We start from the raw sequence: 24,634 nt of genomic DNA on the forward strand, positions 1-24,634 counted from the left end.
AGGAGGCCGCGATGCCGGGCGGCAGGCTCACTCAGCAGGAACGCCAGCAGATCGCGCTGGGGCTGGCCGACGGGCTCGCCTACGCGGAAATCGCCAGACGTCTCGACCGTCCGACCTCGACCGTCACCCGCGAGGTCATGCGCAACGGCGGCCCCACCGCCTACCGCGCCGACCTCGCCCACCGCGCCACCGAACGCCGCGCCCAGCGCCGCAGGCAGGCCGCGCCCCGCGGTGCGGAGGCGCCCCCGCAGGCTTACGGACGCGATCCCGAGGCCGTACGCGCGTACGAGGAGACGCTCACCACCGTCTTCATGCAGTCCGGCACGCCCCAGATGATGGCGCGGGTGATGGCCTGCCTCACCATCAGCGACACGGGCAGCCTCACCGCGTCCGAACTCGTCCAGCGCCTCCAGGTCAGCCCGGCGTCCGTCTCCAAGGCCATCGCGTACCTCGAGAGCCAGGACCTCGTCCGCCGGGAACGCGACGAACGCCGCCGCGAGCGCTATGTCGTCGACGACGAGGTGATGTACCAGGCGATGATGTCCAGCGCCCGGGCCACCGCCCAGGTCGCCGAGACCGCACGGCAGGGCGTCGGCATCCTCCGCCCCGGCACCCCGGCCGGCGCCCGCCTCGAGAACACCGCCCGCTTCCTCGACTTCGTCTCCGAGAGCCTCGCCCGCGCAGCGGACCAGGCCCGCGAGATCCTCCACACGCAACCGGAAACGACCTCGGACCGGGCGGCCACGCCACGTTCGGACCGCGGATAGGAAGCCGCTTGACGACCGCGGTCAGTGGTGCCGCGCCGGATCCGTCCTCCCGAGCCGATGGCATCGCGGGCTCGCCGGCTCGCGGCTCGGGACAGGGAGGGGAATCGGGGCCGTGTCGGGCGCGGGGCGGACGGCCGGCTTGCATATCGCCATGCAGGGCTCTCGGTGCTTGAATAGTCGGGCGGTGATCACGGACCCTGGGAGGGGGAGGACGTCATGAGCGTGGCCGACAGCCCTGCCTCACGGCTGCAGGCGCTCTTCGAGGGGCACCGGCTCACGCCGACCCAGCGGCGCATCGCGCACAGCATGGTGCGACGGGCCGCCGACGTGCCGTTCCTGTCGAGCGTGGAGCTGGCCGAACTCGCCGGGGTCAGCCAGCCGTCCGTGACCCGCTTCGCGGTCGCTCTCGGCTTCGACGGCTATCCGGCGCTGCGCCGGCACCTGCGCGAGGTCGCGCCCGCGGAACAGACGGCGGGGGCCGGGGCGTACAACGAGTACCAGCAGGCCGTTGAGGCCGAGATAGAGAACCTGAGGCATCTGGCGGAGGCGCTGGCCGACCCGCAGCCGGTGCACAAGGCCGGCCGGATCCTCGCCGCCTCGCGCCCCCTGCCGGTGCTCGGCCTGCGCGCCGCGGCCTCCCAGGCGTACGGCTTCGCGTACTTCGCGGCGAAGGTCCACCCGGACGTCCGCCTGCTCGACGAGGGCGGCACGATGCTCCAGGACCGTATCGACGCGGCCGTCCGGGCGGGCGCGAGCGCGTTGCTCTGCTTCGCGCTGCCCCGGCATCCACGCGAGGTCGTGGACACGCTGGCGTATGCCAGGGAGGCGGGCCTGACGGTGGTCACGGTCGCCGACTCGGCGTTCGCGCCCGTGGCCAAGGCGTCCGACCTGCTGCTGCCGGCCGCCGTCGGCACGGGCCTCGCCTTCGACACGGCCTGTGCCCCGATGCTCCTCGGGCGGGTCCTCCTCGAAGCGATGTGCGACGACCTGCCGGACGCCCAGGCACGCCTGGAGGAGTTCGACACACGGGCCGCGGCCCGGGGGCTGTTCGTCGAGTAGCCCGAGCCGCACGCCTTGGCACGGGGTTTTTCAGACTCGTCTCAGGTTCCCTCGCTAGCCTCCGTGCACTGAGGCGCTTCACAGGAGGAGACGGGAGGCCGGACGTGGTGCGCGGAGGACAGGGACTGGCTCGGGTGGCCGTCGTCGTGCGGGCGGGGGCAGCACCGCTGTGGTGGCTCGGAGTGTTCGCGACCGGCATCGCGATGCTCGTGCCGGGTGTGACCGGACGCCGGATCGGTGTCCTGGCCGGGGCCGCGCTGTTCATCGTGGCGACCGCCGTCGTCGCCTTCTCCCGCCGCAAGCGGTACGCCGCCCTCGCCGGCGCTGCCGCCCGCGCCGGGAAGTACGACGTCCTCCAGGACCGAGCGGTCACCGTCCGCACCTGGCGGCGCGGGCACCGCTGGTGGCTGCTCGCCGCCTTCGCCGCCGCGCTCGTCAGCTCCTTCGCGGTGCCCGCCGCCGGGGGCATGCTGCTGGCCGGAACCGGCGCCGGGCTGTGCCTGAAGGCCGTCTGGCTCGGGCGGCGGGAGAAGGCCGACGACGTACTGCTGTGGGTGCGCGTCGACTGGCTCGGCCGCCGGGGCGGCGGCCCCGCGGGCAAGCCGGTCAAGGGGTACCGCAGCACCGGCATCGCGGCCGGCGACGCGGCCCCGGGCGGGGCGCGCCGCCGTACCGCTGAGCTGGTCTAGTGCTGTGGCCGGAAAGGTCTGCCGGAAGGCTCGCCGCGTCCGGTGCGGTGCATCGCACGGCGGAGCGTCGCCCGCGTACTGGATGTACTCGGGCGATGCGACAACGCGGCGAGGTGCCGTGCCGGGCGTCGCGAGCCGGTGAACCTTTCCGGACACAGCACTAGCGCCCCTGTCGGGCACTGGCGCGGGGAGCGGCCGGGCGGAGCGTCAGACCTCCAGTTCCTCCTCGATCTTCCTCAGCTGGTGGCGGGCCATCGCCAGGTTGGCCCGCTTGGCGTCCAGGACGAGGTAGAGGAACAGGCCGTTGCCGCCGCGGCCGGTGAGCAGCCGGATCAGGTGGTACTGGTCGGACAGCGTGATCAGGATGTCCTCGATCTGGGCCTTGAGCCCGAGGTGCTCCATCGTGCGCAGCTTGGCCCGTACGACGTCGGTGTTGCCGGCGGCCGCGACGGTGAGGTCGAAGCTCTTGCTGCCGCCCATCGTGCCCAGCGCCATGCCGCTGGTGTAGTCGACCAGGGCGACTCCGGTCGCACCCTCGATGGAGGCGAGCGCCTCTTTCAGCGCGGTTTCGGTGTTGGCCATTTCGGGATGAGTCCTTTCAACTTTCGGTGGTGGTACGCGCGTTCGCGGCCGGGCGTGGGCTCGCGGGGGTGCGCGCGGTGCGGGTCCGCGTGGGTGCGGGCCTGGTGGGTGGGGGCTGGGTGGGGGTCCATGGGGCGGGGGGTTGCGGCGGCGGCTCGGCGCGGGCGGCGGCCTCGTCGACCAGCTCGCCGATCCGGGCGCTGGCACGGCGGCCCTCCAGGTGCAGCCGGCCGACGTTGACGCGGTCCTCGGCGAGTACCGTCAGGACGGCGTTGCGGCCCGCGGCGTACGTGGCCACGTAGCCGTGGACGCCGCGGACGAGCACCTCGCGGAACTCGCCCTGTCCCGTCGCCTGCGCCAGCCGTACGGCGACGCCCAGCGCGGCCGCGGTCAGCGCGGCGACGCCTTCCGGTTCGACGCCGGGCGCGTCCTGGGCGAGGACGAGTCCGTCGACGCTGGCGGCGAGGGAGCCGGTCAGCTGGGGGATGCGGGATCTCAGTCGGCGGAGTTCGTCCAGGACGTCCGCCTCGGCTGTCATCAGCTGTCTCCTCTCGGCGCGAGGTCGCTGCCGCGCGGGGCGGTCAAAGGGCCTCCAGCGCATCTCTCAGCCTTTTCAGCAAGGTGATGTGGGGGTCTTGGTAGGGCGGCAGCTCTTCGACGGGTGCGGGTGGTGTGTCGCCCGGCGCCGGCGCCGGTGTCAGTGCCGGTGTGGGTGGTGGCGCTGGTGCCGGCGCGGCGGTGCGGGCCGATACGAACCCCGCCGCTGCCAGGCGCCTTATGTCCACGAGCGTGTGGAACGCCGGGCGGCCCAGTGCCCGTGAGATGTCCGCCGCCGTTCGGGTTCCGTCGACGCGGCCCAGTACGGCTTCCTGGCGGGGCGTGACGGTCGGGAGCGTCGGGCGGTCGGCGCGGACCAAGGGGGCCTCGTCGATCGCCGGGTCGGGCCAGATGGTGTGGAGCAGCTCCCGGCGGCGCAGCGTCTCCCGCTCCACCGCGGTCACCGGAACCGGGTGCACCGGCCCCAGCCAGTGGGCCTCGCCGTAGCGGAAGCGGGCGGGGGCGCTGCTCGGGCCCAGCACGAAGTACGCCGCGTCGAACAGCGCCCCAAGATGGCACAGCTCCAGCGCTCCCTGGACGATCCGGCCGCTGTCGACCAGGAACCGGCCCACCAGCCCCTGCGGCCCCGCCTGCGCGAGCGCCTCCCGCCAGCCCTCCTCGTCGAGCACGCCGTGCGCGATGAGCAGGCTGTCGAGGCCCGGGGTGGCCGGGCTCTCCGCGTACACCACCTGGCCCTCGGACAGGTGGAGCATCCCGCCCTCGCGCATCAGCACACCGGTGGCCCGCTCGGCGGCGAGCCGGCTGAGCATGGGGGACAGGCCGCCGCCCGGGATCCGCGTCCCCTGCCGTACCGGCAGCGGGGGCGGTGAGGGCACTCTGACCGTCGTCATCCCAGCACCAGCCGTCCGGCCATCTCGCCGAGCCGGATGCGGGCGAGGGCGAGGTTGCCGTCCTCGCGCGCCAGCCACAGGTGCAGGAAGACGCTGCTGTCGAAGGTCGTCGGGACGAACCGCAGCAGGTGGTAGCTGTCCCGGTTGGCGATGATCAGGTCCTCGACCGGGCAGGCGTCCTCGGACCAGTCGGCGTCCCCCTCCGGGGCGAACGCGCGGTGTTCGGCGGCCAGCCGGGCCAGTTCCGCCGCCTCCGCCGCCGTCGTCTCGTGGTCACCGCCGGGTGCTTCCCCGACCGTGCCCAGCGCGAGCCCGCTCGTCCAGTCGACCACCGCGGCACCCCGGGCGCCGGGCAGGCGCATGGCTTCCAGCAGACACTCGTCGATTCCGGGCACAGCGGCTCCCCTCCCGCCTCGGGTACGGCTGAGTGACACAGACGCTACGCAACGTGTGCGCGAGGGGTGAGGGATCTGGCATTTTCCAGTGGAACATGCGCGGGGCCACTAAGGTGGGTCAACTGACCCTGTTTGCCGGGATGTTGGGCGCGAGTAGGGCTCCTCCTCGCTGACGTGCGGATTTGCGGGCCGCCTGCACACCGGAGGGGGCGCTGGGGAAGGCGCGCGGTTTCCTCAGAGCTCCGACAGTGCTCCCGCGCGCCCCCCGCCCGACTCCGCCACGATCTCCTCGACCGACTGCGGCTCCCGTACGACGGCGAACCGGATCCCGCCGTCCCCGTCCGGCGCGTAGCCGTACACCGCCGGCCGGGCAAGGGAGTTGTAGGCGTAGTGGTGCGCGAAGTAGTACGCGCCGGTGTCCAGCACCGCCACGTGGTCGCCCTGCTCCAGAAGCGGCAGCGCCCGCGCCTCGGCCAGCAGGTCGCCCGCGAAGCAGGCCGGTCCCGCCACGTCCTGCACCACCTCGGGTCCCTCCTTGGGGCGCCCCTTCGCGTCGTAGGCGGCGATCCGCAGCGGCCAGGACGCCGGCGCGTACACCGTCCGCACCGCGACCTGCACCCCGGCGTGCGTGACCGCGACGGCCCGGCCGCCCGCCCTCTTGGTGTACTCCACGCGCGCCACCAGCGTCCCGTGCTTGGCCAGCAGCGACCGACCGAACTCCGTGACCAGTCCGTACCGCCCGTCGAACAGCCCCGGCACCGCCTCCGCCAGCAGCCGCGCGTACTGCGCGTACGTCGGCGTCGTGACATCGGAACCGAAGTTGACGTGCAGCCCGCCGCCGATGTCGATCGTGTCGATCTGGCGGCGCCCGACGTGCCGGTTGATCTCCTCGGCGAGCGCGTACGTCTCCGCGATACCCCGTGCCATCAGCGACAGCGGCACCCCCTGGGAGCCGGAGTGCGCGTGCAGCCGCCTCAGCCAGGGCCGCTCCGCATAGGCGCGGACCACCCACTCGCGCGCCCCTTCGTCCCGCAACGCCACCCCGAACTTCGAGGTGGCCGTCGCCGTCGACAGCGCCTGGATCGAACCGGCCCCGGTCTGCGGATTCACCCGGATCCCCAGCGGGGAGTCCGTCCTCACCGTGCGGACCAGCTCGTCGAGCCGCGCCAGCTCCTGGGGGCTGTCCGCGTTCACGGCGGCGCCCAGCTCCAGCGCCTGGCGCAGCTCGGCCGCCGTCTTGGCGGGCGAGTCCAGCACGATGCACTCCGGCGCCACCCCGGCCGCCCGGGCCAGCGCCATCTCGCCCGGGCTCGCCACCTCCGCGCCGATGCCCGCCTCGCGCAGCAGCCGCAGCACCGGCACCAGCGGGGTCGCCTTGACCGCGAACGCGTGCAGCACCGGCGTCCCCGGCGCCACCACCGCGTCGAAGGCCGCCCGCAGCGCCGCCGCCGAGTCCCGGATGCCCACGACGTCCAGCAGGCCGACGAGGGGGGTGTCCGGCCCCGGCAGCCCGTGTTCGACGGCGGCCCGCACGGCGTCGTCCCGCCGTGCCACCCGCTCGGCGTCGCGGCCGTCGCCGCGTCCCCCTGTCTCGATGTTCGCCACGCCCACCGCGTCCCCCGTCCCCGTGCCACTGTCTGCGGTCATGCCTCCAGCCAAACATCCCGGCCCCCGCCCTGCTGGCGCAAGGACGTATTGACTAGTTCTATTCAGGAAGCCAGGATGTGAATAACCGCTGCAACAGTCCCGCGCGCCCCCGCCGCGTGACGCCGTCCACCAGGAGGCAGACCATGTCAGGACCCCGCCCCGTCCGAGCGCCCCGCGGCACCGAACTGAGCGCCCTGGGATGGCAGCAGGAGGCCGCCCTGCGGATGCTGCAGAACAACCTCGACCCCGAGGTCGCCGAGCACCCCGACAAGCTCGTCGTCTACGGCGGCACCGGCAAGGCCGCGCGCGACTGGCGCTCCTTCGACGCGATGGTCCGCACGCTGAAGACCCTCAAGCAGGACGAGACGATGCTCGTCCAGTCCGGCCGCCCCGTCGGCGTCATGCAGACCCACGAGTGGGCGCCGCGCGTCCTCATCGCCAACTCCAACCTCGTCGGCGACTGGGCCAACTGGGAGGAGTTCCGCCGCCTGGAGGCCCTCGGCCTGACGATGTACGGGCAGATGACCGCCGGCTCCTGGATCTACATCGGCACCCAGGGCATCCTGCAGGGCACCTACGAGACGTTCGCCGCCGTCGCCGCCAAGAAGTTCGGTGGTTCGCTGGCCGGAACCATCACCCTGACCGCCGGCCTCGGCGGCATGGGCGGCGCCCAGCCGCTCGCCGTCACCATGAACGACGGCGTCGCGATCTGCGTCGACTGCGACCCGCGGGCCATCGAGCGCCGTATCGAGCACCGGTACCTGGACGTGAAGGCCGACTCGCTGGAGCACGCGCTCCAGCTGGCCGTCGAGGCGCGCGACGCCCGCCGTCCGCTGTCCATCGGCGTCCTCGGCAACGCCGCCGAGCTGGTGCCGCAGCTCCTCGCCATGAGCGCCCCCATCGATATCGTCACCGACCAGACCTCGGCCCACGACCCGCTCTCGTACCTGCCGGTCGGCGTCACCTTCGAGGACATGGCCGCCTACGCCGCCAAGGACCCGGCCGGCTTCACCACCCGTGCGCGCGAGTCGATGGCCCGGCACGTCGAGGCGATGGTCGGCTTCATGGACGCCGGTGCGGAGGTCTTCGACTACGGCAACTCGATCCGCGGCGAGGCACAGCTCGCGGGCTACGAGCGGGCGTTCGCCTTCCCCGGGTTCGTCCCCGCCTACATCCGGCCGTTGTTCTGCGAGGGGAAGGGCCCGTTCCGGTGGGCGGCGCTGTCGGGCGACCCGGCGGACATCGCGAAGACCGACAAGGCGATCCTCGAGCTCTTCCCCGAGAACGAGTCCCTCGCGCGCTGGATCAAGATGGCCCGTGAACGGGTCCACTTCCAGGGGCTTCCGGCGCGTATCTGCTGGCTCGGGTACGGGGAGCGGGACAAGGCCGGTGAGCGGTTCAACGACATGGTGGCGAGCGGGGAGCTGAGCGCGCCGATCGTCATCGGCCGTGACCACCTCGACTGCGGGTCCGTCGCCTCGCCGTACCGCGAGACGGAGGCGATGCTCGACGGATCGGACGCGATCGCGGACTGGCCGCTGCTGAACGCCATGGTCAACGTGGCGTCCGGCGCGTCGTGGGTGTCCATCCACCACGGTGGTGGTGTGGGGATGGGCCGGTCCATCCACGCCGGGCAGGTGACGGTGGCCGACGGCACCGAGCTCGGCGGCGAGAAGATCCGCCGGGTCCTCACCAACGACCCCGGGATGGGTGTCATCCGGCACGTCGACGCCGGGTACGACATCGCGGAGTCCGTCGCCGAGGAGCGGGGCGTGCGGGTGCCGATGCGCGAGGGTGACGACGCGTGAGCTTCCACGGCATGTGGGCGGAGTTGCTGCCGGTCGGCCGCGACTCCGCTTCCGGCGGCTATCGCCGCTTCGCCTGGACCGGCGCCGATGCCGAGTGCCGGGCCTGGTTCGAGGAGCAGGCCGAAGCCCGGGGGCTGGTCCACGAGGTCGACCGGAACGGGAACCAGTGGGCCTGGCTCGGGGACCCCGCCCAGGGGGACGCCGTGGTCACCGGCTCCCACCTCGACTCCGTGCCCGACGGCGGGACCTTCGACGGACCACTCGGGGTCGTGTCCGCCTTCGCCGCGCTCGACGAGCTGCGGAGCAGGAAGGTCCGGTTCGCCAAGCCCCTGGGCATCGTCAACTTCGGCGACGAGGAAGGCGCCCGGTTCGGGCTGGCCTGCGTCGGGTCGCGGCTCGCCGCCGGGCAGCTCACCCGTGAGCAGGCCCACCGGCTGACCGACGGTGACGGGGTCACCCTGCCGCGGGCCATGGAGGCCGCCGGGTACGACCCCGACGCCATCGGGCCCGATCCCGAGCGGCTCGGCCGGATCGGCGCGTTCGTCGAGCTGCACGTCGAGCAGGGGCGGGCGCTCGACATCGGCGGGAACCCCGTCGGGGTCGCCAGTGCCATCTGGCCCCACGGGCGGTGGCGGTTCGACTTCCGGGGCGAGGCCAACCACGCCGGCACCACCCGCCTCGTCGACCGGCGCGACCCCATGCTGCCGTACGCCGAGACCGTGCTCGCCGCCCGTCGCGAGGCCGAACTCGCCGGTGCCGTGGCCACCTTCGGGAAGATCGCCGTCGAGCCCAACGGGGTCAACGCGATCCCGTCCCTCGTCCGTGGCTGGCTCGACTCCCGTGCCGCCGACCAGGCGAGCCTGGACACCGTGGTCGGCGGCATCCAGAAGGCGGCCCGGGAGTACGCCGAGGCGCACGGTGTCGATCTGGACGTCGTGCGCGAGTCGTTCACGCCGGTCGTCCAGTTCGACCACGCCCTGCGGGACGAACTTGCGCGCATCCTCGGCCGGGACACCGACCTGGCCGTGCCCGTCCTCGGCACCGGGGCGGGACACGACGCCGGGATCCTTTCCGGGAGCATCCCGACCGCCATGCTGTTCGTGCGCAACCCCACGGGCGTGTCGCACTCCCCGGCCGAGTACGCCGCCGAGGACGACTGCCTGGCCGGGGTGGCCGCACTCGCCGACGTACTGGAAGGGCTGGTGTGCAGGTGACACGGACGTACTGGCTGGAGCACGCCTGGCTCGACCCGGCCGTCGAACCGGGCGTCGCCCTGGAGGTGGCCGACGGGCGCATCACCGCGGTCCGCACCGGCGTCGACGCGCCACCGCCCGGCGCCGAGGTCCTGCGCGGGCTGACCCTCCCCGGGCTCGCCAACGCCCACAGCCACGCCTTCCACCGCGCCCTGCGCGGCACCGTCCAGATCGGCTCGGGGACCTTCTGGACCTGGCGGGAGGTCATGTACTCGTTCGCGGACAGACTGACCCCGGACACGTACCACGCGCTCGCCCGTGCCGTGTACGCGGAGATGGCGCTGGCCGGGGTCACCGCCGTCGGCGAGTTCCACTACGTGCACCACGCCCCCGGCGGCACCCCCTACGCCGACCGCAACGCCATGGGGGAGGCGCTGATCGCGGCCGCCGCCGAGGCCGGCATCCGTATCACCCTCCTCGACACCGCCTACCTGTCCTCCGGCTTCGGACAACCGCCCAACACCCACCAGCTCCGCTTCTCCGACGGCACGGCCGAGGCCTGGGCCGAACGCTGTTCAGTTCTCAAGGAACGCGATCACGCACGGATCGGTGCGGCGATCCACTCCGTACGGGCGGTGCCCGCCGAACAGTTGGAGACGGTGGCGCGCTGGGCGCAGGAGCGGCGGGCCCCGCTGCATGTGCACCTTTCCGAACAGACGGCCGAGAACGACGCCTGCCGGCAGGCACACGGACGCACCCCGACCCGGCTCCTCGCCGACCACGGCGTCCTCGGGCCGCGCACCACCGGGGTGCACAACACGCACCTCACGGACGAGGACATCCGGCTGATCGGCTCCACCGCCACCGGCACCTGCATGTGCCCCACCACCGAGCGGGACCTCGCCGACGGCATCGGTCCGGCCCCGGCCCTGCAGGCGGCCGGCTCGCCGTTGTCTCTCGGCTCCGACAGCCACGCCGTCATCGACCTCTTCGAGGAGGCCCGCGCGATGGAGCTGAACGAGCGGCTGCGCACCCGCACCCGCGGCCACTGGACGGCGGCCGCCCTGCTGCGGGCCGCCTCCGCCGACGGGCACGCCGCGCTCGGCTGGGACGGCGCGGGCGTCCTGGAGCCGGGCGCGCTCGCCGACTTCACGACGATCGCGCTCGACTCGGTCAGGACCGCGGGGCCCCTGCCACGGCTGGGCGCCGAGACGGCCGTATTCGCCGCGACGGCAGCGGATGTGCGCCATACGGTCGTGGGCGGCCGGCACGTCGTCCGCGACGGAGCCCACCTGCTCCTACCGGACGTGCCACGGGCGCTGGCGGACGCCGTCGAAGCCCTGCGCGCCTGACGACCCGAAGCCACACGTCCGCGACGCCGCCCGCCGACGGCCCGGCCACCCACGAGGAACCCATGAGCAGCAGCACGGTCATCACCAACATCGCCGGCCTGGTCACCAACGACCCCTCCCTCGGTGACTCCTCCCCCCTCGGACTGATCCGGGACGCTGCCCTCGTCATCGACGGCGACCGCGTCTGCTGGATCGGTGAGTCAAGCAAAGCACCCGCCACCGACAATCGGGTCGACGCCGGCGGCCGCGCGGTGATCCCGGGCTTCGTGGACTCCCACTCGCACCTGGTCTTCGCGGGCGACCGCACCGAGGAGTTCAACGCCCGTATGTCGGGCCGCGGTTACTCGGCGGGCGGCATCCGCACCACGGTGGCCGCGACCCGGGCCGCGACGGACGCGGAACTGGAGACCAATCTCGTCCGCCACCTCACCGAGGCCCTCCGCCAGGGCACCACCACCCTGGAGACCAAGTCCGGCTACGGCCTCACGGTCCACGACGAGGAGCGCGCCCTGCGGATCGCCTCCGCGCACACCGACGAGGTCACCTACCTCGGCGCCCACATCGTCTCCCCCGACTACGCCGACGACCCGGCCGCCTACGTGGCCCTGGTCACCGGCGAGATGCTCGACGCCTGCGCACCGCACGCCCGCTGGATCGACGTCTTCTGCGAGAAGGGCGCCTTCGACGGCGACCAGGCCCGCGCGATCCTCACCGCGGGCCGGGACAAGGGCCTGCACCCGCGGGTCCACGCCAACCAGCTGTCGTACGGCCCGGGCGTGCAGCTCGCCGTCGAACTCGGCGCGGCCAGCGCCGACCACTGCACACACCTGACGGACGCCGATGTCGACGCCCTCGCGAACAGCGACACGGTCGCCACCCTGCTGCCGGGCGCCGAGTTCTCCACCCGCGCGGAGTGGCCCGACGCCCGCCGCCTCCTCGACGCGGGCGTCACGGTCGCCCTGTCCACCGACTGCAACCCCGGCTCCTCCTACACGTCCTCCGTGCCGTTCTGCATCGCCCTCGCCGTGCGGGACATGCGTATGACCCCGGACGAGGCGCTCTGGTCGGCCACGGCGGGCGGCGCCCGCGCCCTGCGCCGCACGGACATCGGCCGCCTCACCCCGGGCGCCTACGCGGACCTGGCGATCCTCGACGCGCCGAGCCACGTCCACCTTGCCTACCGCCCGGGCGTGCCCCTGGTCGCCGAGGTCTGGCGGAGGGGCCGGAAGGCCGCCTAGGACTCAGGCAGCCGTCAGGCCGCCCCCGCCTTCCAGCGCTGGCCGTCGCCGCCCTGGTCGGGCATCAGGACCACCGTGTCACCGCCGTAGGGCGTGACCGCGTGGTCGGGAGCGATCGCCGGGCGGATCACTCCGCGGGAGTCGACCGTGAAGCGCAGGTTCTGCCCGTTGCGGCCGTCGACCGAGGAGCACTCCCAGATGCCGACGCCCCGGTAGGTGGAGCCGCGGCTGTCCAGGCAGAAGGCCGGGTCGGCGGCCGACTGCAGGACGCCGCGCGCCGTGTCGACGCGCCAGCGCTGCGTCGGGGACGACGTGCACGGGGCGGTGATGACGTCCGTGCCCAGGTCCATCACCCCGTCGCGGATGTCCAGGCACAGACCCGAGGCGACGTTCACGACTTGGGCGTACGTGCCGTTCGGCGGATGCGCGGCGGGAGGCTTCGGCTTCGGGGACGCCGGGTGCGTGGTCGCCGTGCGCGAGGGCGCCGGCGTCGGGCTCGGCGACGTCGTCGCCGGAGTGGGGGAGGGGGACGGGGAGGGCGAGGACGACGGCGTCACCGAGACCGTCGCCGTCACCGTCACCGCAGGCGGCGTCGGCCTGCGGATCTCGCTCGCGGCCCGCGCCGGCTGCGAACCACCCGAGGTCATCAGGTAGACCAGCAGCGGAGCCAGCGCCACGCCCACGGCCGTCGCCGCCAGCGCGAACCGCCGCGACGGCCACCAGTCGGCGAGCCGGGCCGCGGCGGCCGCGCTCTGCTCCTCCGCGTCGCCCCTCACGTACGCGGCGCCGCCCCACGGCAGCAGCCCCTCCGCCAGTGCCGTACGCGGGGCGTCCCGCAGGTGGGACAGCTCCTCGTACGCGGTGGCACAGTGCACGCAGTAGGCCATGTGGGCGTGCAGATCGGCGCTGTAGCGCGGCTTGTCGGGGCGCACCGACTCCTCGATGAGCCGCCGGAAGTCCTGGCAGCGGGGGTTGCCCGAGCCGGCGAGCCGGGTCTTCAGGACCGACTCGCGCAGTGCCTTGAAAGCCGGTTCGATGTCGTACGCCACATCCTGCGGGGACAGTCCGAGCAGGACCGCCGTGCGCTCCGGCGGCTCCTGGTCGACGACGCCGTACCAGATGAGCCCCTGCACCCGGACAGGCAGCGCCTGGAACGCCGCCAGCATCGCCGGGACCACGCCCTCGGGTCCGGCCGCGCGCAGATGCGTGAGCAGCCCCGGATCGAGCCGGGCGGCGCGCTCGTCCGTCGCCCACGACTGGGTCACCCGGCCCGCGAGCAGCAGGAGTTGGTGGCGCCAGGGGCCGCGCGGGTCGGTGCCGCGGGCGGTGTCGCGGGCCGCGAGCGCGAACGCCTGCGCGGTCAGCTGCCGGGCCGCCGTCTCGTCGACCGTGCACAGCCGTGCGTAGCCGAGGACAGGAGTGCGGTGGCGCATGCGTAGTTCGCGCAGAGCTGGATACGCGGTCGGGGTGTCAGTCCTCAGCAGATCGGTGAGGCGGGCGTCGGGCACCGTACCGTGCATGCCGCCGCCGGCCTCGACGTCATCGTCGTCGTCCCGCTCCGCCCCGGTCATCCCGCTGCCTCCTCGCAGCCCGCGTGTGTCGGCGGGCGCGTCTGGAACCCAGACGTACCGGCCGGTATGGGGTGACCATAGTGAGGGAAGTCACTCTGCGGGAAAAGGGGTTCCCGCGGGTAACCGGGGAACACGTTGTGAGCAGGTGATGAACGGCCGGGGAACGATCTGTGAGGTGGCGGTCGAACGCAAGTCGCCCGGTGCCCGGCCGAGTTCTGGGGTTCGGCCGGACACCGGGCGGCTGGTACCACTCGGCAGGTGCCACGTGGCGGGCGTCACTCACCGCGCATCGCGGTGGGCCTCACTCGCTGCCCACCGCGGCGGGACTCACTCCTCGACGGTGAGTCCCTTCCGCAGGCGTCCCAGGGTGCGGGACAGCAGCCGTGACACGTGCATCTGCGAGATGCCCAGCTCCTCGCCTATCTCCGACTGCGTCATGTTGGCCACGAAGCGCAGCGAGAGGATCTTCCGGTCACGCTGCGGAAGTTCGGCGATCAGCGGCTTCAGCGACTCGACGTACTCGATGCCCTCGAGTCCGTGGTCCTCGTAGCCGATGCGGTCCGCGAGCGCGCCCTCGGAGTCGTCCTCCTCGGGCTGGGCGTCGAGGGAGCTGGCCGTGTACGCGTTCGACGCGGCCATGCCCTCGACGACCTCCTCGTTGGAGATGCCGAGGCGCTCGGCAAGCTCGGCCACGGTGGGTGCGCGGTCGAGCTTCTGGGCCAGTTCGTCGCCGGCCTTGGCCAGGTCGAGGCGCAGCTCCTGCAGCCGGCGCGGGACCCGGACCGACCAGGACGTGTCGCGGAAGAAGCGCTTGATCTCACCGACGATCGTCGGCATCGCGAAGGTGGGGAACTCGACGCCTCTGCTGAGTTCGAACCGGTCGATGGCCTTGATCAGGCCGATCGTGCCCACCTGGATGATGTCCTCCATCGGCTCGCTGCGCGAGCGGAAGCGGGAGGCGGCGAACTTCACCAGGGCCAGGTTCAGTTCGACGAGCGTGTTGCGCACGTACGAATATTCGTGCGTGCCTTCTTCGAGTGACTCGAGCCTCTCGAAGAGCGTCTTGGAAAGGGCCCGGGCGTCGACCGGTCCCACTTCGTCGTACGGGGGGATCTCCGGTAGATCGGCGAGGCCGTCGGGCCCGGTGGGGCCTTCGCGGTCGGCCAGGCCGTAGCCGTGGTCCGGTCGTTCCAGGGGGGGTGTCGACGTCGCCCTCTGGGTCTGCGATGCGTCGAGCCGGGGTGACATGATGTCCTCCATCGTTGTCGGCATATGGCCGCCGATGCCCATATGTGCACTGCGGTGTGCGGCGCCCTCCAAAGCCGGCCGTGTTGAATAGGTGTCTGTACTAGGCCTACCCGCTTTCGTTGACCGTTCGCAAGTGCGTACTGTGATGAAATGTCCGAATTGGTAGGGTTGTTCGGGTGTCGAGAGGCGCACAGAGGGCGTAATGTTCGAGGGCGTCCAGCATCAACCACGACGGTCGGGAGAGAGACGGCATGGACCGCGGGACGGTCGGCAGCGCACAGTCGGGCCGGCTTCTGGTCGAGGTGCGACAAGAAGGCACGAGTGCCGTCGTGACTCCGGCGGGTGAGTTGGATCACCACACCGCCGACCTGCTGCGTGAACCTCTCGAGGACTGCCTCGAGAAGGGGTTCTCACGCCTGGTCGTCGACTGCTCGAGGCTGGAGTTCTGCGACTCCACCGGGCTGAACGTCCTGCTCTCCGCCCGGCTGAAGGCCGAGTCCGCGGGCGGTGGGGTGCACCTCGTGGGGATGCAGCCGGTGGTGGCCCGGGTCTTCGAGATCACCGGGGCGGACGCCGTCTTCACCGTCCACGACACGCTGGACGCGGCGCTGGCCGAGTGACACCGCCGATGGTTCGCGTCCCGGATCCCTCCGCGTTATCAGCACGTTACGCGCGTCACAGATCCCCGGCCGAATCCGTGGGTGTTCCAGCGGTCCGGTCGGGCAGGAGACATGCTGACCATGTCGGCAGCGAGGGCGAAACCCGCAAGAAAAGTGCCTCGAACGCACGGCGCGAGCAACAATCGACGGATACGACGTCGACCCCCGTACTGAGTCTTGAATCGTGAACTGGTGAATCGGTGAGGTGAAGCGCTGATGAGCACCACCCGGCCCTACTCGCCGGGCGACCGCGGCCCCGAGCCCAGCGGCGCTTCCGGGACGCCCGCGCAGGGCCCGTCGGGCGAGGGCGCCTCCTCAGGCGCGCCCGGGGAGGCGGCGCCCGCCTCCGGTCGGCAGGTCCGCAGGATGAGCTTCGCGGGCGAGAGCGGTGTCGTTCCGCTCGCCCGCGACTTCACCCGCCAGGCGCTGTACGCATGGGGCTGGCTGCCCGCCGCCACCGCCGACCAGCGGGCCGCGGCCGAGGACGTGCTGCTCGTCGTCTCCGAACTGGTCACCAACGCGTGCCTGCACGCCGAGGGTCCCGAAGAGCTGTGTATCGCGTGCGACAACAAGGTGCTGCGCATCGAGGTCTCCGACCGGGGCTCCGGCCAGCCCGCCCCGCGCACCCCGCACCGCGCCGGACGCCCCGGCGGTCATGGGATGTTCATCGTGCAGCGGCTCTGCCTGGACTGGGGCGTCGTCAGGTCCCCCGGCGTCGCCGGCAAGACGGTGTGGGCGGAGCTCGGCGCGCCCGCGTGACGCGGCTCGGCGCGCCTCGCATGACGCGGTTCCGCGCGCCCGCGTGACTCCGCTCGGTCGCCTCGTGGGTGGCTGACCTCTGGTTACCCGCGGTTCGAACCCTTCTTCGTGTGACATGCCTCGCGTGCCGGATCGTCACGGATCCCGCGCGCACTGTGTCTTCCCTCCCCACGGCCCCGGGCGTACCTTGACGGCCGATCTGATGTGCCGTCAGGAATGAGGGACCGTGTCGTACCACAAGCGAAGCGCGGCGCTGGCGTCCGCCGCTGCCCTGGCCGGCTCGGCGGTCCTGATGGCCGCTCCCGCGGCCCGGGCCGACGTCGTGGACGTCGACTACCAGTGCAGGACGCCGATCGGCGACAAGAGCGCCGTCTCGCCCATCGACATCAAGGGCGTCAAGAGCGGCAGCGGCTACAGGATCACCATGTCCTGGCAGAAGGGCGTCTCCTCCAGCCCGGTCGAACTGGGCAAGGGCGCGATGAACCCGAGCGCCACGATCGTGCTGGGCGGCGCCGAGAGCGGCACCCTGACGGTCACGGGCCCGGCCAACCAGGCGGCGATCCCCGCCGACACCCCCATCAAGATCAGCGACTTGAGCGGCACGTACACGCCCGGGAAGACCGGCAAGGTCACCTTCACCGCGGGTGTGCTCACCATCAAGGCGCTCGGTACGACGACCACGTGCACGCCCGCCAACCACCCGGGCCCGTCCCTGACCCTCGACGTCACGGCGGCCGGCGGCGGCACATCCGGTTCCGCCCCCAGCGGCTCCGGCGCGAGCGGCACGGCATCCGGTGGGCAACTACCGCAGACCGGACCCGAGGACTCCGTGGTCGCCCTCGGCACCCTCGGCGGCACCGTCCTGCTCGCCGGCGCGGCCGGGGTGCTGTGGCTGACCCGTCGCAACCAGGCGGTACGCCACTGAGCCGCCCCCGTACCAACTGGAGCCGCCATGCCGTACCTCCGCCCCGCCTCCGCTCTCGCTCTCGCCGTCGCCTGTGCGAGCCCGCTGGTCGCCGCGCCCGCAGTCGCCGACGCCGGCTGGTCCCTGAGCGGTGCGGGCGGGCGGCCGTACGTGTACGCGGAGGGCGAGCCCGGGACGGTCCTCGAGGACGCGGTGTCGGTGCGCAACCCGGGCGGGCGGCCGCTGACCGTCCGGCTGAGCGGCGCCCAAGAGGCACGGGGGGCGCCGGGGGACTCCGGCCCCTGGATCGCCTTCGCACGCACGACGGGAGGGCACCGGATCCCGGTGCGCACCGTCGTGGTGACCGTGCCCGCCCGTACCCGCGCCGACGTGCCGTTCACCGTGGCGGTGCCCGCGGGAGCGGCACCCGGCGACCACCCGGGCTCGATCGTGGCGAGCACGGGCGGCCGTTCCACCGCCGTACGCCTGCGACTCCGCGTCGTCGGACCGGCGTTGTCCGCGCTGACCGTGGAGCACGTGGCGGTGCGCGGCGGACGGATCTGCTACGAACTGGTCAACCGCGGTACGACCGTGCTGACCCCGAGGCTCGCCGTGCGGGCCTACGGTGTCCTCGGTCGGGTCCTGGACCGCCCCGAGCGCACCCTGCCCCTCGACCTGCCGCCCGGCCGCCGGGTCCGGCTCACCGTGCCGTGGCCGCACCACCCGGTGCTCGACGCGGTGCACGTCCGGGTCGAGGTCACGGCGGCGGGCGGGGCACACGCTTCCGGGGCCGCATCGGCGCGGTTCGTGCCGTGGGGCGCGATGGCGGGCGGCGGGACGGGGCTGCTCGCGGCTGCGGTCGCCGGTGTCGTCGTACGGCGCCGCAGGCACCGGCCGCCGGACCGGCTGACCGGCGAACGACCGTGGCCCGCAGCCGAGTTGACGGGGGCGCCGAGGTGAAGGGGCGCATCGCCGCACTGGTGGCGGTGCTGGCGCTCCTCCTTGTGCCCCTGGCGGCGACCGCCTGGGGCGCCGGCGAACCGGCCGTCGAGCTGTCCGTGTCCCAGGCGGGCACGGGCGGTGCGGTCACCGTGTCGGGCAGCGGCTGGCGGGCGAAGATCCTGCTGATGATCCTCATCTGCGGGCAGGCCACGCCGTCCCGGGGAGTGATCGGCGGCACCAACTCCTGCGCCAACGCGGACGGACGGGCCGTCACGACCGACGCGCGGGGCCACTTCAGCAGGAAGCTGCCGGTGGCCGAGCCGCCCGCGCCGTGCCCCTGCGTGGTGCACGTCGCCACCGTCACCGGGGCCGGGGCCACCACCGACGCGGCCTTCCAGGTCGCCGGGCACGCCGTCAAGCCGCTGCCCGCACAGTCCGCCGCCGGACGTCTGTCGGTGCTGACGGACACCCGTCTCGACGGCTCCAGTGGACTGCTGACCTGGTTCGGGGCACCGCCGAAGCGCACGCTCGTGTTCACGGTCGGCAACGTCGGCTCGTCGCCGGTGAAGGATCCCGTCTTCCGGGTCGGCACCTCGCACGGCGTGTTCGCGCCGCAGTGGGACGAGCGCCAGTGGCACGGCACGGTCGCGCCCGGCCGGAAGGCGGAGATCAGGCTGCCGGTGGAGCTCACGGCGGGCGCCCACGGCGACTACACGGTCTCCCTCGAGTACGGCGGCAAGGTCCTCGCGGAGCAGCCCTGGGGTGTCGCCCGGCCCTGGGGCGTGACCGTCTTCTGGGTCCTGGTCTGCCTGGTCGTGCCGGCGGCCGTGTTCCGCGTCGGCATGGCGGTCGTGGACCGGGTCAGGCCGCGCGGCGCGGTGCTACGCCACCGGGGCCTTCGGCTGCCCGGCGTCGCCCTGCCCCTGCCGAAACCGCCCGCTCCCGCAAGGACCAGCCCCACTTCGGCGCTGCCGTGGTTCACCCCGGACACGGATCCGGGGACCGCGGCGAGCGGCCGGCTCTGCGCACCGCACGAGGACGGTCCGGCGACCCCTACGAAGGGAAACACGTGAGAACGGCGGCGGGCCAGGTGACGCTGACCCCGGACGCGTACACCATCAACGTCGACAAGCCGATCTCCACGGACACCAAGTGCACCCCGAAGGAGACGGTGGGACCGGCGGCGACCATCAAGGTGACCGGCGGGAGCGGGGGAGCGGGCGGTACGACGGGCGGGCTGCCGACGGTGGTGCCGACGACGCTCCTCCCGACCGACCCGCCGCCGGGCCTGCCTACCGCGTCCCCCACCGTGACGTCCCCGACGGCCACCTCCTCCGCGACGTCCCCGACGGCGAGCGCGACCGGCGGCGACGGTGGGGGCAGACGGACTTCACGGGCAAGGAGGTCCAGGTCCCGTACGCCTGCAGGACGCCCATCGGCGACAAGAGCGCCACGTCGCCGGTGCAGATCGACGCGAAGAAGGCGGGCGGGAGCTTCGATCTCACCGTGCGGTTCAAGAAGTCGGTGATGAACAGCCCGGCCGACATCCCCGAAGGCTCGGTGAAACCGTCGATGGAGGTCGTGGTGGGCGGCGCGGACAAGGGCACGGTCCATGTCGAGGGCCCGGCGAACGCGCAGGACATCAAGTCGGGTGATCCGATCGGTGTCCCGGACCTGACGGGAACCTACAAACCGGGCGCCGGCGGGGATTCGACGCTGTCGCCGGGCGTGCTGACCATCAAGGCCCTCGGCACCACCACCACGTGCACACCGACGAAGACGGAGGTGTCGCTGACGCTGGACACCGAGCAGCAGCCGGGCGAGGACGTCCGGAGGCACGTCGTCGGGCGGTACGACGGGCGGCGGGACCGCGGGCGGCGGCACGACGGCCGGGGGTAGGACAGACGGCGGCACGACGGCCGGGGGTACGACAGGCGGCGGCCTGGCCCAGACGGGCACGGACGACCACGGCACCCTCAAGGCCCTTGGTCTGGTGGCGGGAACGGCGATCCTGCTGGGCGGCGCGGTCTTCACGTTCCTGCCCCGCCGCGTCCGCTGACCCGGGGGAACGGCGAAGGGCCGCCGCATCCGGGTGGGTGCGGCGGCCCTCCGAGAGCTTGGGACAGACGTCAGTGCACGTCGCCCATGAGCTCCTTGACCTTGCTGCGGTACATCCAGACCGCAAGACCGGCCACCACGGCGAGCGCGGCCTGCAGGGCCACGATGCCCGCCTTGTTCAGGTCGACGCCCGCGATGGACAGCAGACCGGTCGTGGCGTCACCGGCGGTGACGGCCAGGAACCAGACACCCATCATCTGGGAGGCGTACTTCGCCGGCGCCATCTTGGTGGTGACCGACAGACCCACCGGGGACAGCGTCAGCTCACCGATGGTCTGCACGAAGTAGATCGCCACCAGCCACATCGCGGCCGCCTTGTGACCGCCGTCGGCGATCCCCAGCGGGGCGAGGAAGAGGAAGAAGGACGCGCCGATCAGGACCAGGCCCATCGCGAACTTCACCGCGGTGCTCGGCTCCTTGCCGCGCCGGGCCAGCGCCAGCCACGCCCAGGCGAAGACCGGGGCCAGCGCCATGATCATGACCGGGTTGACCGACTGGTACCAGGAGACCGGGAAGTTCCAGCCGAAGATCGTGTTCTTCGCCGAGGAGTCGGCGAACAGCGAGACCGTCGAGCCGCCCTGGTCGTAGATCATCCAGAACACGGCCGCGGCGACGAAGAACCAGATGTACGCCGTCATCTTCGACTGCTCGGTGCGGTCGAGGTCCTTGTCCCGCTTGATGCGGGCGATGACCAGGATCGGGATGATGAGGCCGGCCAGAGTGATCGGGACCAGCAGCCAGTTCAGCGTGTAGACGCCGGAGAAACCGACGATCGCGTAGAAGACGACCGCGACGCCCGCCCACAGGGCGGCCTTGGTCAGCGTGGCCTTCTTCTGCTCGGCCGTCAGCGGGGTCGGGACGACCTGCGAGTGGGAGCTGAGGTGACGGCCGCCCAGCAGGAACTGGCCGAGGCCGAGCGCCATACCGAGCGCGGCGAGCGCGAAGCCCAGGTGCCAGTTGACGTTCTGGCCGACGGTGCCGATGACCAGCGGCGCGGCGAAGGCGCCGAGGTTGATGCCGATGTAGAAGAGGGTGAAGCCACCGTCGCGGCGCGGGTCGTCCGGGCCCTCGTAGAGGTGGCCGACCATCGTGGAGATGTTCGCCTTCAGCAGGCCCGAACCGATCGCGACGAGGCCGAGACCGGCGAAGAACGTACCGGCGGTGGGCAGGGCGAGCGTGAGGTGGCCCAGCATGATGACGAAGCCCGCCACGGCGACCGTCTTGCGGGGGCCGAGGACGCGGTCGGCGAACCAGCCGCCCGGCAGGGCGAGCAGGTACACGAGGGACAGGTACACCGAGTAGATCGCGGTCGCGGTGGCCGCGCTCATGTGCAGGCCGCCCGGTGCCACCAGGTACAGCGGGAGGAGGGCCTTCATGCCGTAGTAGGAGAACCGCTCCCACATCTCCGTCATGAAGAGGGTGGCCAGTCCGCGGGGGTGGCCGAAGAAGGTCTTCTCGGATCCGGGGGTGCCCGGGCGGACCGAGTCCTTCGTCAGGCTGGACGCCATGGTCGTTCCTTGCTGGTCGGGACGCGCTGCACGAGCGTCACGCGCCCGTGGGGGGACGGCCGGCACCGGCGGGATCGGACGTCCGCCCCACGCCCACGGGGTGTACGCCCCGGATCACGGAGCGATGGACGACGACCACCGGGATCCACGCCTCTACGCGCGTTGAGCGCTCAAGGCCCGGCCACAGGTCATTCCTTCAGGGCTGGGAGGAGGCCAGCCCGCACATAAAAGAGACCTTCAGCGTCGAGCTACCGCCAAAGGTCCCTGCTGGTGCTACAGGCGTTCTCTTCACCATACGGCACGGCACAGCTGGATATGGAAGGACTTGAGACACGGATCACAGGTAGTTAAGGAACTATGGTCACCTATTCGAAGGTCTACGCCCAAATGGCCCCCAAGAGGTGGAGGCGTGACCACGGAGCGTCACGAACGGCGGCGCCGCCGCATCGTCCCAGGTCCAGGTAAGAGTTGCCGGCCGCCATCACACCTTTGCTCTTGTCCTGGGCGGACTACCATCACCCCATGACCCGTGTACTGCTCGCCGAGGACGACGCGTCCATCTCGGAGCCGCTGGCCCGTGCCCTGCGCCGGGAGGGTTACGAGGTCGAGGTGCGCGAGGACGGACCCACCGCGCTCGACGCCGGAATGCAGGGCGGCGTCGACCTGGTCGTGCTGGACCTCGGGCTGCCCGGCATGGACGGTCTGGAGGTGGCCCGCCGGCTGCGCGCCGACGGCCACACCGTCCCGATCCTCATCCTGACCGCACGGGCCGACGAGGTGGACACCGTCGTCGGTCTCGACGCTGGCGCCGACGACTACGTCACCAAGCCGTTCCGGCTCGCCGAACTGCTCGCCCGGGTCCGCGCCCTGCTGCGGCGCGGCGCCACCGAGCCCGCGCAGCCGCCCGCCACGCACGGCGTGCGCATCGACGTGGAGTCGCACCGGGCGTGGATGGGCGACGAGGAGCTGCAGCTCACCGCGAAGGAGTTCGACCTGCTCCGGGTCCTGGTCCGGGACGCGGGCCGGGTCGTCACGCGCGACCAGCTGATGCGCGAGGTCTGGGACACGACGTGGTGGTCGTCCACGAAGACCCTGGACATGCACATCTCCTGGCTCCGCAAGAAGCTGGGCGACGACGCGGCGAACCCGCGGTACATCGCGACGGTACGGGGCGTGGGCTTCCGGTTCGAGAAGAACTAGGCGCTGCCGCTGGGCTCCGCCGGGATCCGGTGTGGTTCGGGGTGGCCACAGGGCGTCACGCCGTTGTGGCTGGTGTGCGTCCGCGGCCGCGGGTCTCCTGTGGCTGGTCGCGCAGTTCCCGCACCCCTTCAGGGCGCGGCCCCACCCCATGGCCCAGACGTGCCCGGGGCACACTGGTCGTCGTAAAGCCACCGCCCGGAGGGCCCCGTGCGTCGTCGTCTCATCCAGTCCACCCTCGCCGTCGTCCTCGTGGTGATCGCGGTCTTCGGCGTCTCCCTCGTGATCGTCGAGACCCGGACGATCAGCAACAGCGCCCAGGAGCGCGTCGACTCCGAGGCGCTGCGGCTGGCCAGCATCGTGGACAGCCGGATCCTCGGCGACGAGAAGGTCAGCGCCGCGGTCTTCAAGGACCAGGTCACCGGCGACAGGTACGCGGTGATCGACATCCCCGGCCAGCCCACCATCCGGGTCGGCGACCAGCCCACCGGTGACGTCATCCACTCCACGACCAAGGGCGAGGAGGGGGAGACGGTCCGCGTCGAGGAGCCCCGCTCCGCCGTCACCCGCGAAGTCGGCCGTACGCTGCTGATCATCGCCCTGGTGGCGCTGCTCGCGATCATCGCCGCGGTGCTGCTCGCGGTGCGCCAGGCCAACCGCCTCGCCTCCCCGCTCACCGACCTCGCCGAGACCGCCGAGCGCCTCGGCTCCGGTGACCCGCGGCCGCGCCACAAGCGGTACGGCGTCCCGGAGCTGGACCGGGTCGCCGACGTCCTCGACTCCTCCGCCGAGCGGATCGCCCGCATGCTGACCGCCGAGCGGCGCCTGGCGGCCGACGCCTCGCACCAGCTGCGCACGCCCCTGACGGCGCTGTCCATGCGGCTGGAGGAGATCACGCTCACAGACGACCCGGACACGGTGAAGGAGGAGGCGACGATCGCGCTGACGCAGGTGGAACGGCTCACCGACGTCGTGGAGCGGCTGCTGACGAACGCCCGTGACCCGCGCACCGGCTCCGCCGTCTCCTTCGACCTGGACGAGGTCATCCAGCAGCAGCTCGCCGAGTGGCGGCCCGCCTACCGCAGCGCGGGACGTGCGATCGTCAGCTCCGGCAAACGGCACCTGCGGGCCGTGGGGACGCCGGGGGCGGTCGCCCAGGTGCTGGCGGCGCTGATCGAGAACTCGCTCATGCACGGGGGCGGCACGGTGGCCCTGCGCACCCGGGTCACCGGCAACCAGGCGGTCGTGGAGGTCACGGACGAGGGGCCGGGGGTGCCGCCGGAGCTGGGCTCCCGCATCTTCGAGCGCACCATCAGCGGCCGTAACTCCACGGGCATCGGTCTGGCGGTGGCGCGTGACCTCGCGGAGGCCGACGGCGGCCGCCTGGAGATGCTCCAGGCCAAGCCCCCGGTCTTCGGCCTGTTCCTGTCCCGGACCCCGCTGAGGGTGCCCGCCGAACCGGAGGAACCGGAGCCCACCGTGAGGTGAGCCGGGGAGCGGGTCCCGATGAAGCGGTCGGTCAGGACTTGCTCACTTCACCGCATCACGCT

General features: G+C 72.4%; 22 protein-coding genes and 1 pseudogene. 15 read left to right on the forward strand and 8 right to left on the reverse strand.

The window, feature by feature from the left end:
* Positions 1-11: 11 nt before the first annotated feature.
* From ACZ7L1_RS32550 to ACZ7L1_RS32560, 3 genes are all read left to right on the forward strand, one after another.
* Positions 12-767, forward strand: a complete 756-nt coding sequence (locus tag ACZ7L1_RS32550) for a helix-turn-helix domain-containing protein (protein ID WP_471442422.1) — start codon at positions 12-14, stop codon at positions 765-767.
* 216 nt (positions 768-983) lie between these two features.
* Complete coding sequence (locus tag ACZ7L1_RS32555; protein WP_471442328.1) at positions 984-1,826, forward strand: MurR/RpiR family transcriptional regulator; 843 nt, start codon at positions 984-986, stop codon at positions 1,824-1,826.
* A gap of 104 nt (positions 1,827-1,930) precedes the next feature.
* Positions 1,931-2,515 (forward strand): hypothetical protein, encoded by a 585-nt coding sequence (locus tag ACZ7L1_RS32560; protein WP_471442330.1) that lies wholly within the window; start codon positions 1,931-1,933, stop codon positions 2,513-2,515.
* Positions 2,516-2,722: 207 nt separating this feature from the next.
* Here ACZ7L1_RS32560 and ACZ7L1_RS32565 read toward each other — a convergent pair whose 3' ends face one another.
* The 5 genes from ACZ7L1_RS32565 to ACZ7L1_RS32585 all read right to left on the reverse strand — a co-directional run bounded on the left by ACZ7L1_RS32565 (position 2,723) and on the right by ACZ7L1_RS32585 (position 6,587).
* On the reverse strand, positions 2,723-3,097 hold the full coding sequence (locus ACZ7L1_RS32565) for a roadblock/LC7 domain-containing protein (RefSeq protein WP_366028320.1): 375 nt from the start codon (positions 3,095-3,097) through the stop codon (positions 2,723-2,725).
* 16 nt (positions 3,098-3,113) lie between these two features.
* On the reverse strand, positions 3,114-3,635 hold the full coding sequence (locus tag ACZ7L1_RS32570) for a roadblock/LC7 domain-containing protein (RefSeq protein ID WP_471442332.1): 522 nt from the start codon (positions 3,633-3,635) through the stop codon (positions 3,114-3,116).
* Between the two features lie 43 nt (positions 3,636-3,678).
* On the reverse strand, positions 3,679-4,545 hold the full coding sequence (locus tag ACZ7L1_RS32575) for a transcriptional regulator (protein WP_471442334.1): 867 nt from the start codon (positions 4,543-4,545) through the stop codon (positions 3,679-3,681).
* Complete coding sequence (locus ACZ7L1_RS32580) at positions 4,542-4,940, reverse strand: hypothetical protein (protein ID WP_471442336.1); 399 nt, start codon at positions 4,938-4,940, stop codon at positions 4,542-4,544. Before ACZ7L1_RS32580 ends, ACZ7L1_RS32575 begins: the two co-directional genes overlap by 4 nt.
* 234 nt (positions 4,941-5,174) lie before the next feature.
* Positions 5,175-6,587 carry a type III PLP-dependent enzyme domain-containing protein gene (locus tag ACZ7L1_RS32585; RefSeq protein ID WP_471442338.1) on the reverse strand — a complete coding sequence of 471 codons (1,413 nt, stop codon included), beginning with the start codon at positions 6,585-6,587 and terminating at the stop codon, positions 5,175-5,177.
* 143 nt (positions 6,588-6,730) lie between these two features.
* Here ACZ7L1_RS32585 and hutU point away from each other — a divergent pair, with 143 nt between their 5' ends.
* From hutU to hutI, 4 genes are all read left to right on the forward strand, one after another.
* The gene (gene hutU, locus ACZ7L1_RS32590; protein WP_471442340.1) at positions 6,731-8,395 is read left to right on the forward strand and encodes a urocanate hydratase; all 1,665 of its coding nucleotides are present in this window, start codon (positions 6,731-6,733) and stop codon (positions 8,393-8,395) included.
* A complete protein-coding gene (locus ACZ7L1_RS32595; RefSeq protein WP_471442342.1) occupies positions 8,392-9,609 on the forward strand; it encodes an allantoate amidohydrolase in 1,218 nt (405 codons plus the stop codon). The genes hutU and ACZ7L1_RS32595 overlap by 4 nt, the downstream gene beginning before the upstream one ends.
* Entirely contained in the window at positions 9,600-10,940 is a 1,341-nt protein-coding gene (locus ACZ7L1_RS32600) for a formimidoylglutamate deiminase (protein WP_471442344.1), read from the forward strand. Before ACZ7L1_RS32595 ends, ACZ7L1_RS32600 begins: the two co-directional genes overlap by 10 nt.
* A 62-nt stretch (positions 10,941-11,002) precedes the next feature.
* Positions 11,003-12,178: an imidazolonepropionase gene (hutI, locus tag ACZ7L1_RS32605; RefSeq protein ID WP_471442346.1), complete on the forward strand. Its 1,176-nt coding sequence runs from the start codon at positions 11,003-11,005 to the stop codon at positions 12,176-12,178.
* A 14-nt stretch (positions 12,179-12,192) separates the two neighbouring features.
* On the opposite strand, the gene ACZ7L1_RS32610 is transcribed toward hutI, so the two are convergent.
* Both ACZ7L1_RS32610 and ACZ7L1_RS32615 read right to left on the reverse strand, forming a co-directional pair.
* A complete protein-coding gene (locus ACZ7L1_RS32610) occupies positions 12,193-13,749 on the reverse strand; it encodes a ricin-type beta-trefoil lectin domain protein (protein WP_471442348.1) in 1,557 nt (518 codons plus the stop codon).
* 327 nt (positions 13,750-14,076) lie between these two features.
* Positions 14,077-14,997 (reverse strand): RNA polymerase sigma factor SigF, encoded by a 921-nt coding sequence (locus ACZ7L1_RS32615; protein WP_471442350.1) that lies wholly within the window; start codon positions 14,995-14,997, stop codon positions 14,077-14,079.
* A 251-nt stretch (positions 14,998-15,248) separates the two neighbouring features.
* On the opposite strand from ACZ7L1_RS32615, the gene ACZ7L1_RS32620 reads away from it, so the two are divergent.
* The 6 genes and pseudogenes from ACZ7L1_RS32620 to ACZ7L1_RS32645 form a co-directional block, all read left to right on the forward strand.
* Positions 15,249-15,617, forward strand: coding sequence for an STAS domain-containing protein (locus ACZ7L1_RS32620; RefSeq protein WP_103837661.1), 369 nt, complete (start codon positions 15,249-15,251; stop codon positions 15,615-15,617).
* A 255-nt stretch (positions 15,618-15,872) separates the two neighbouring features.
* Positions 15,873-16,415 carry an ATP-binding protein gene (locus tag ACZ7L1_RS32625; protein ID WP_471442352.1) on the forward strand — a complete coding sequence of 181 codons (543 nt, stop codon included), beginning with the start codon at positions 15,873-15,875 and terminating at the stop codon, positions 16,413-16,415.
* 226 nt (positions 16,416-16,641) lie between these two features.
* Positions 16,642-17,340, forward strand: coding sequence for an LPXTG cell wall anchor domain-containing protein (locus tag ACZ7L1_RS32630; RefSeq protein ID WP_471442354.1), 699 nt, complete (start codon positions 16,642-16,644; stop codon positions 17,338-17,340).
* A 27-nt stretch (positions 17,341-17,367) separates the two neighbouring features.
* Entirely contained in the window at positions 17,368-18,279 is a 912-nt protein-coding gene (locus ACZ7L1_RS32635) for a COG1470 family protein (RefSeq protein ID WP_471442356.1), read from the forward strand.
* Entirely contained in the window at positions 18,276-19,334 is a 1,059-nt protein-coding gene (locus ACZ7L1_RS32640; protein ID WP_471442358.1) for a hypothetical protein, read from the forward strand. Before ACZ7L1_RS32635 ends, ACZ7L1_RS32640 begins: the two co-directional genes overlap by 4 nt.
* A 2-nt stretch (positions 19,335-19,336) precedes the next feature.
* Positions 19,337-20,320 (forward strand): annotated as a pseudogene (locus tag ACZ7L1_RS32645) (hypothetical protein); the annotation flags it as partial.
* 70 nt (positions 20,321-20,390) lie between these two features.
* Here the strand turns inward: ACZ7L1_RS32645 and ACZ7L1_RS32650 are convergent.
* On the reverse strand, positions 20,391-21,887 hold the full coding sequence (locus ACZ7L1_RS32650; RefSeq protein ID WP_471442360.1) for an oligopeptide:H+ symporter: 1,497 nt from the start codon (positions 21,885-21,887) through the stop codon (positions 20,391-20,393).
* Positions 21,888-22,409: 522 nt separating this feature from the next.
* Between ACZ7L1_RS32650 and ACZ7L1_RS32655 the strand changes: the two genes are divergently transcribed.
* Positions 22,410-23,087 (forward strand): response regulator transcription factor, encoded by a 678-nt coding sequence (locus ACZ7L1_RS32655; protein WP_263230290.1) that lies wholly within the window; start codon positions 22,410-22,412, stop codon positions 23,085-23,087.
* 207 nt (positions 23,088-23,294) lie between these two features.
* On the forward strand, positions 23,295-24,572 hold the full coding sequence (locus ACZ7L1_RS32660) for an ATP-binding protein (RefSeq protein ID WP_471442362.1): 1,278 nt from the start codon (positions 23,295-23,297) through the stop codon (positions 24,570-24,572).
* The last annotated feature ends 62 nt before the right edge of the window (positions 24,573-24,634 follow it).

Source organism: Streptomyces sp. NPDC107546, from assembly GCF_055639175.1.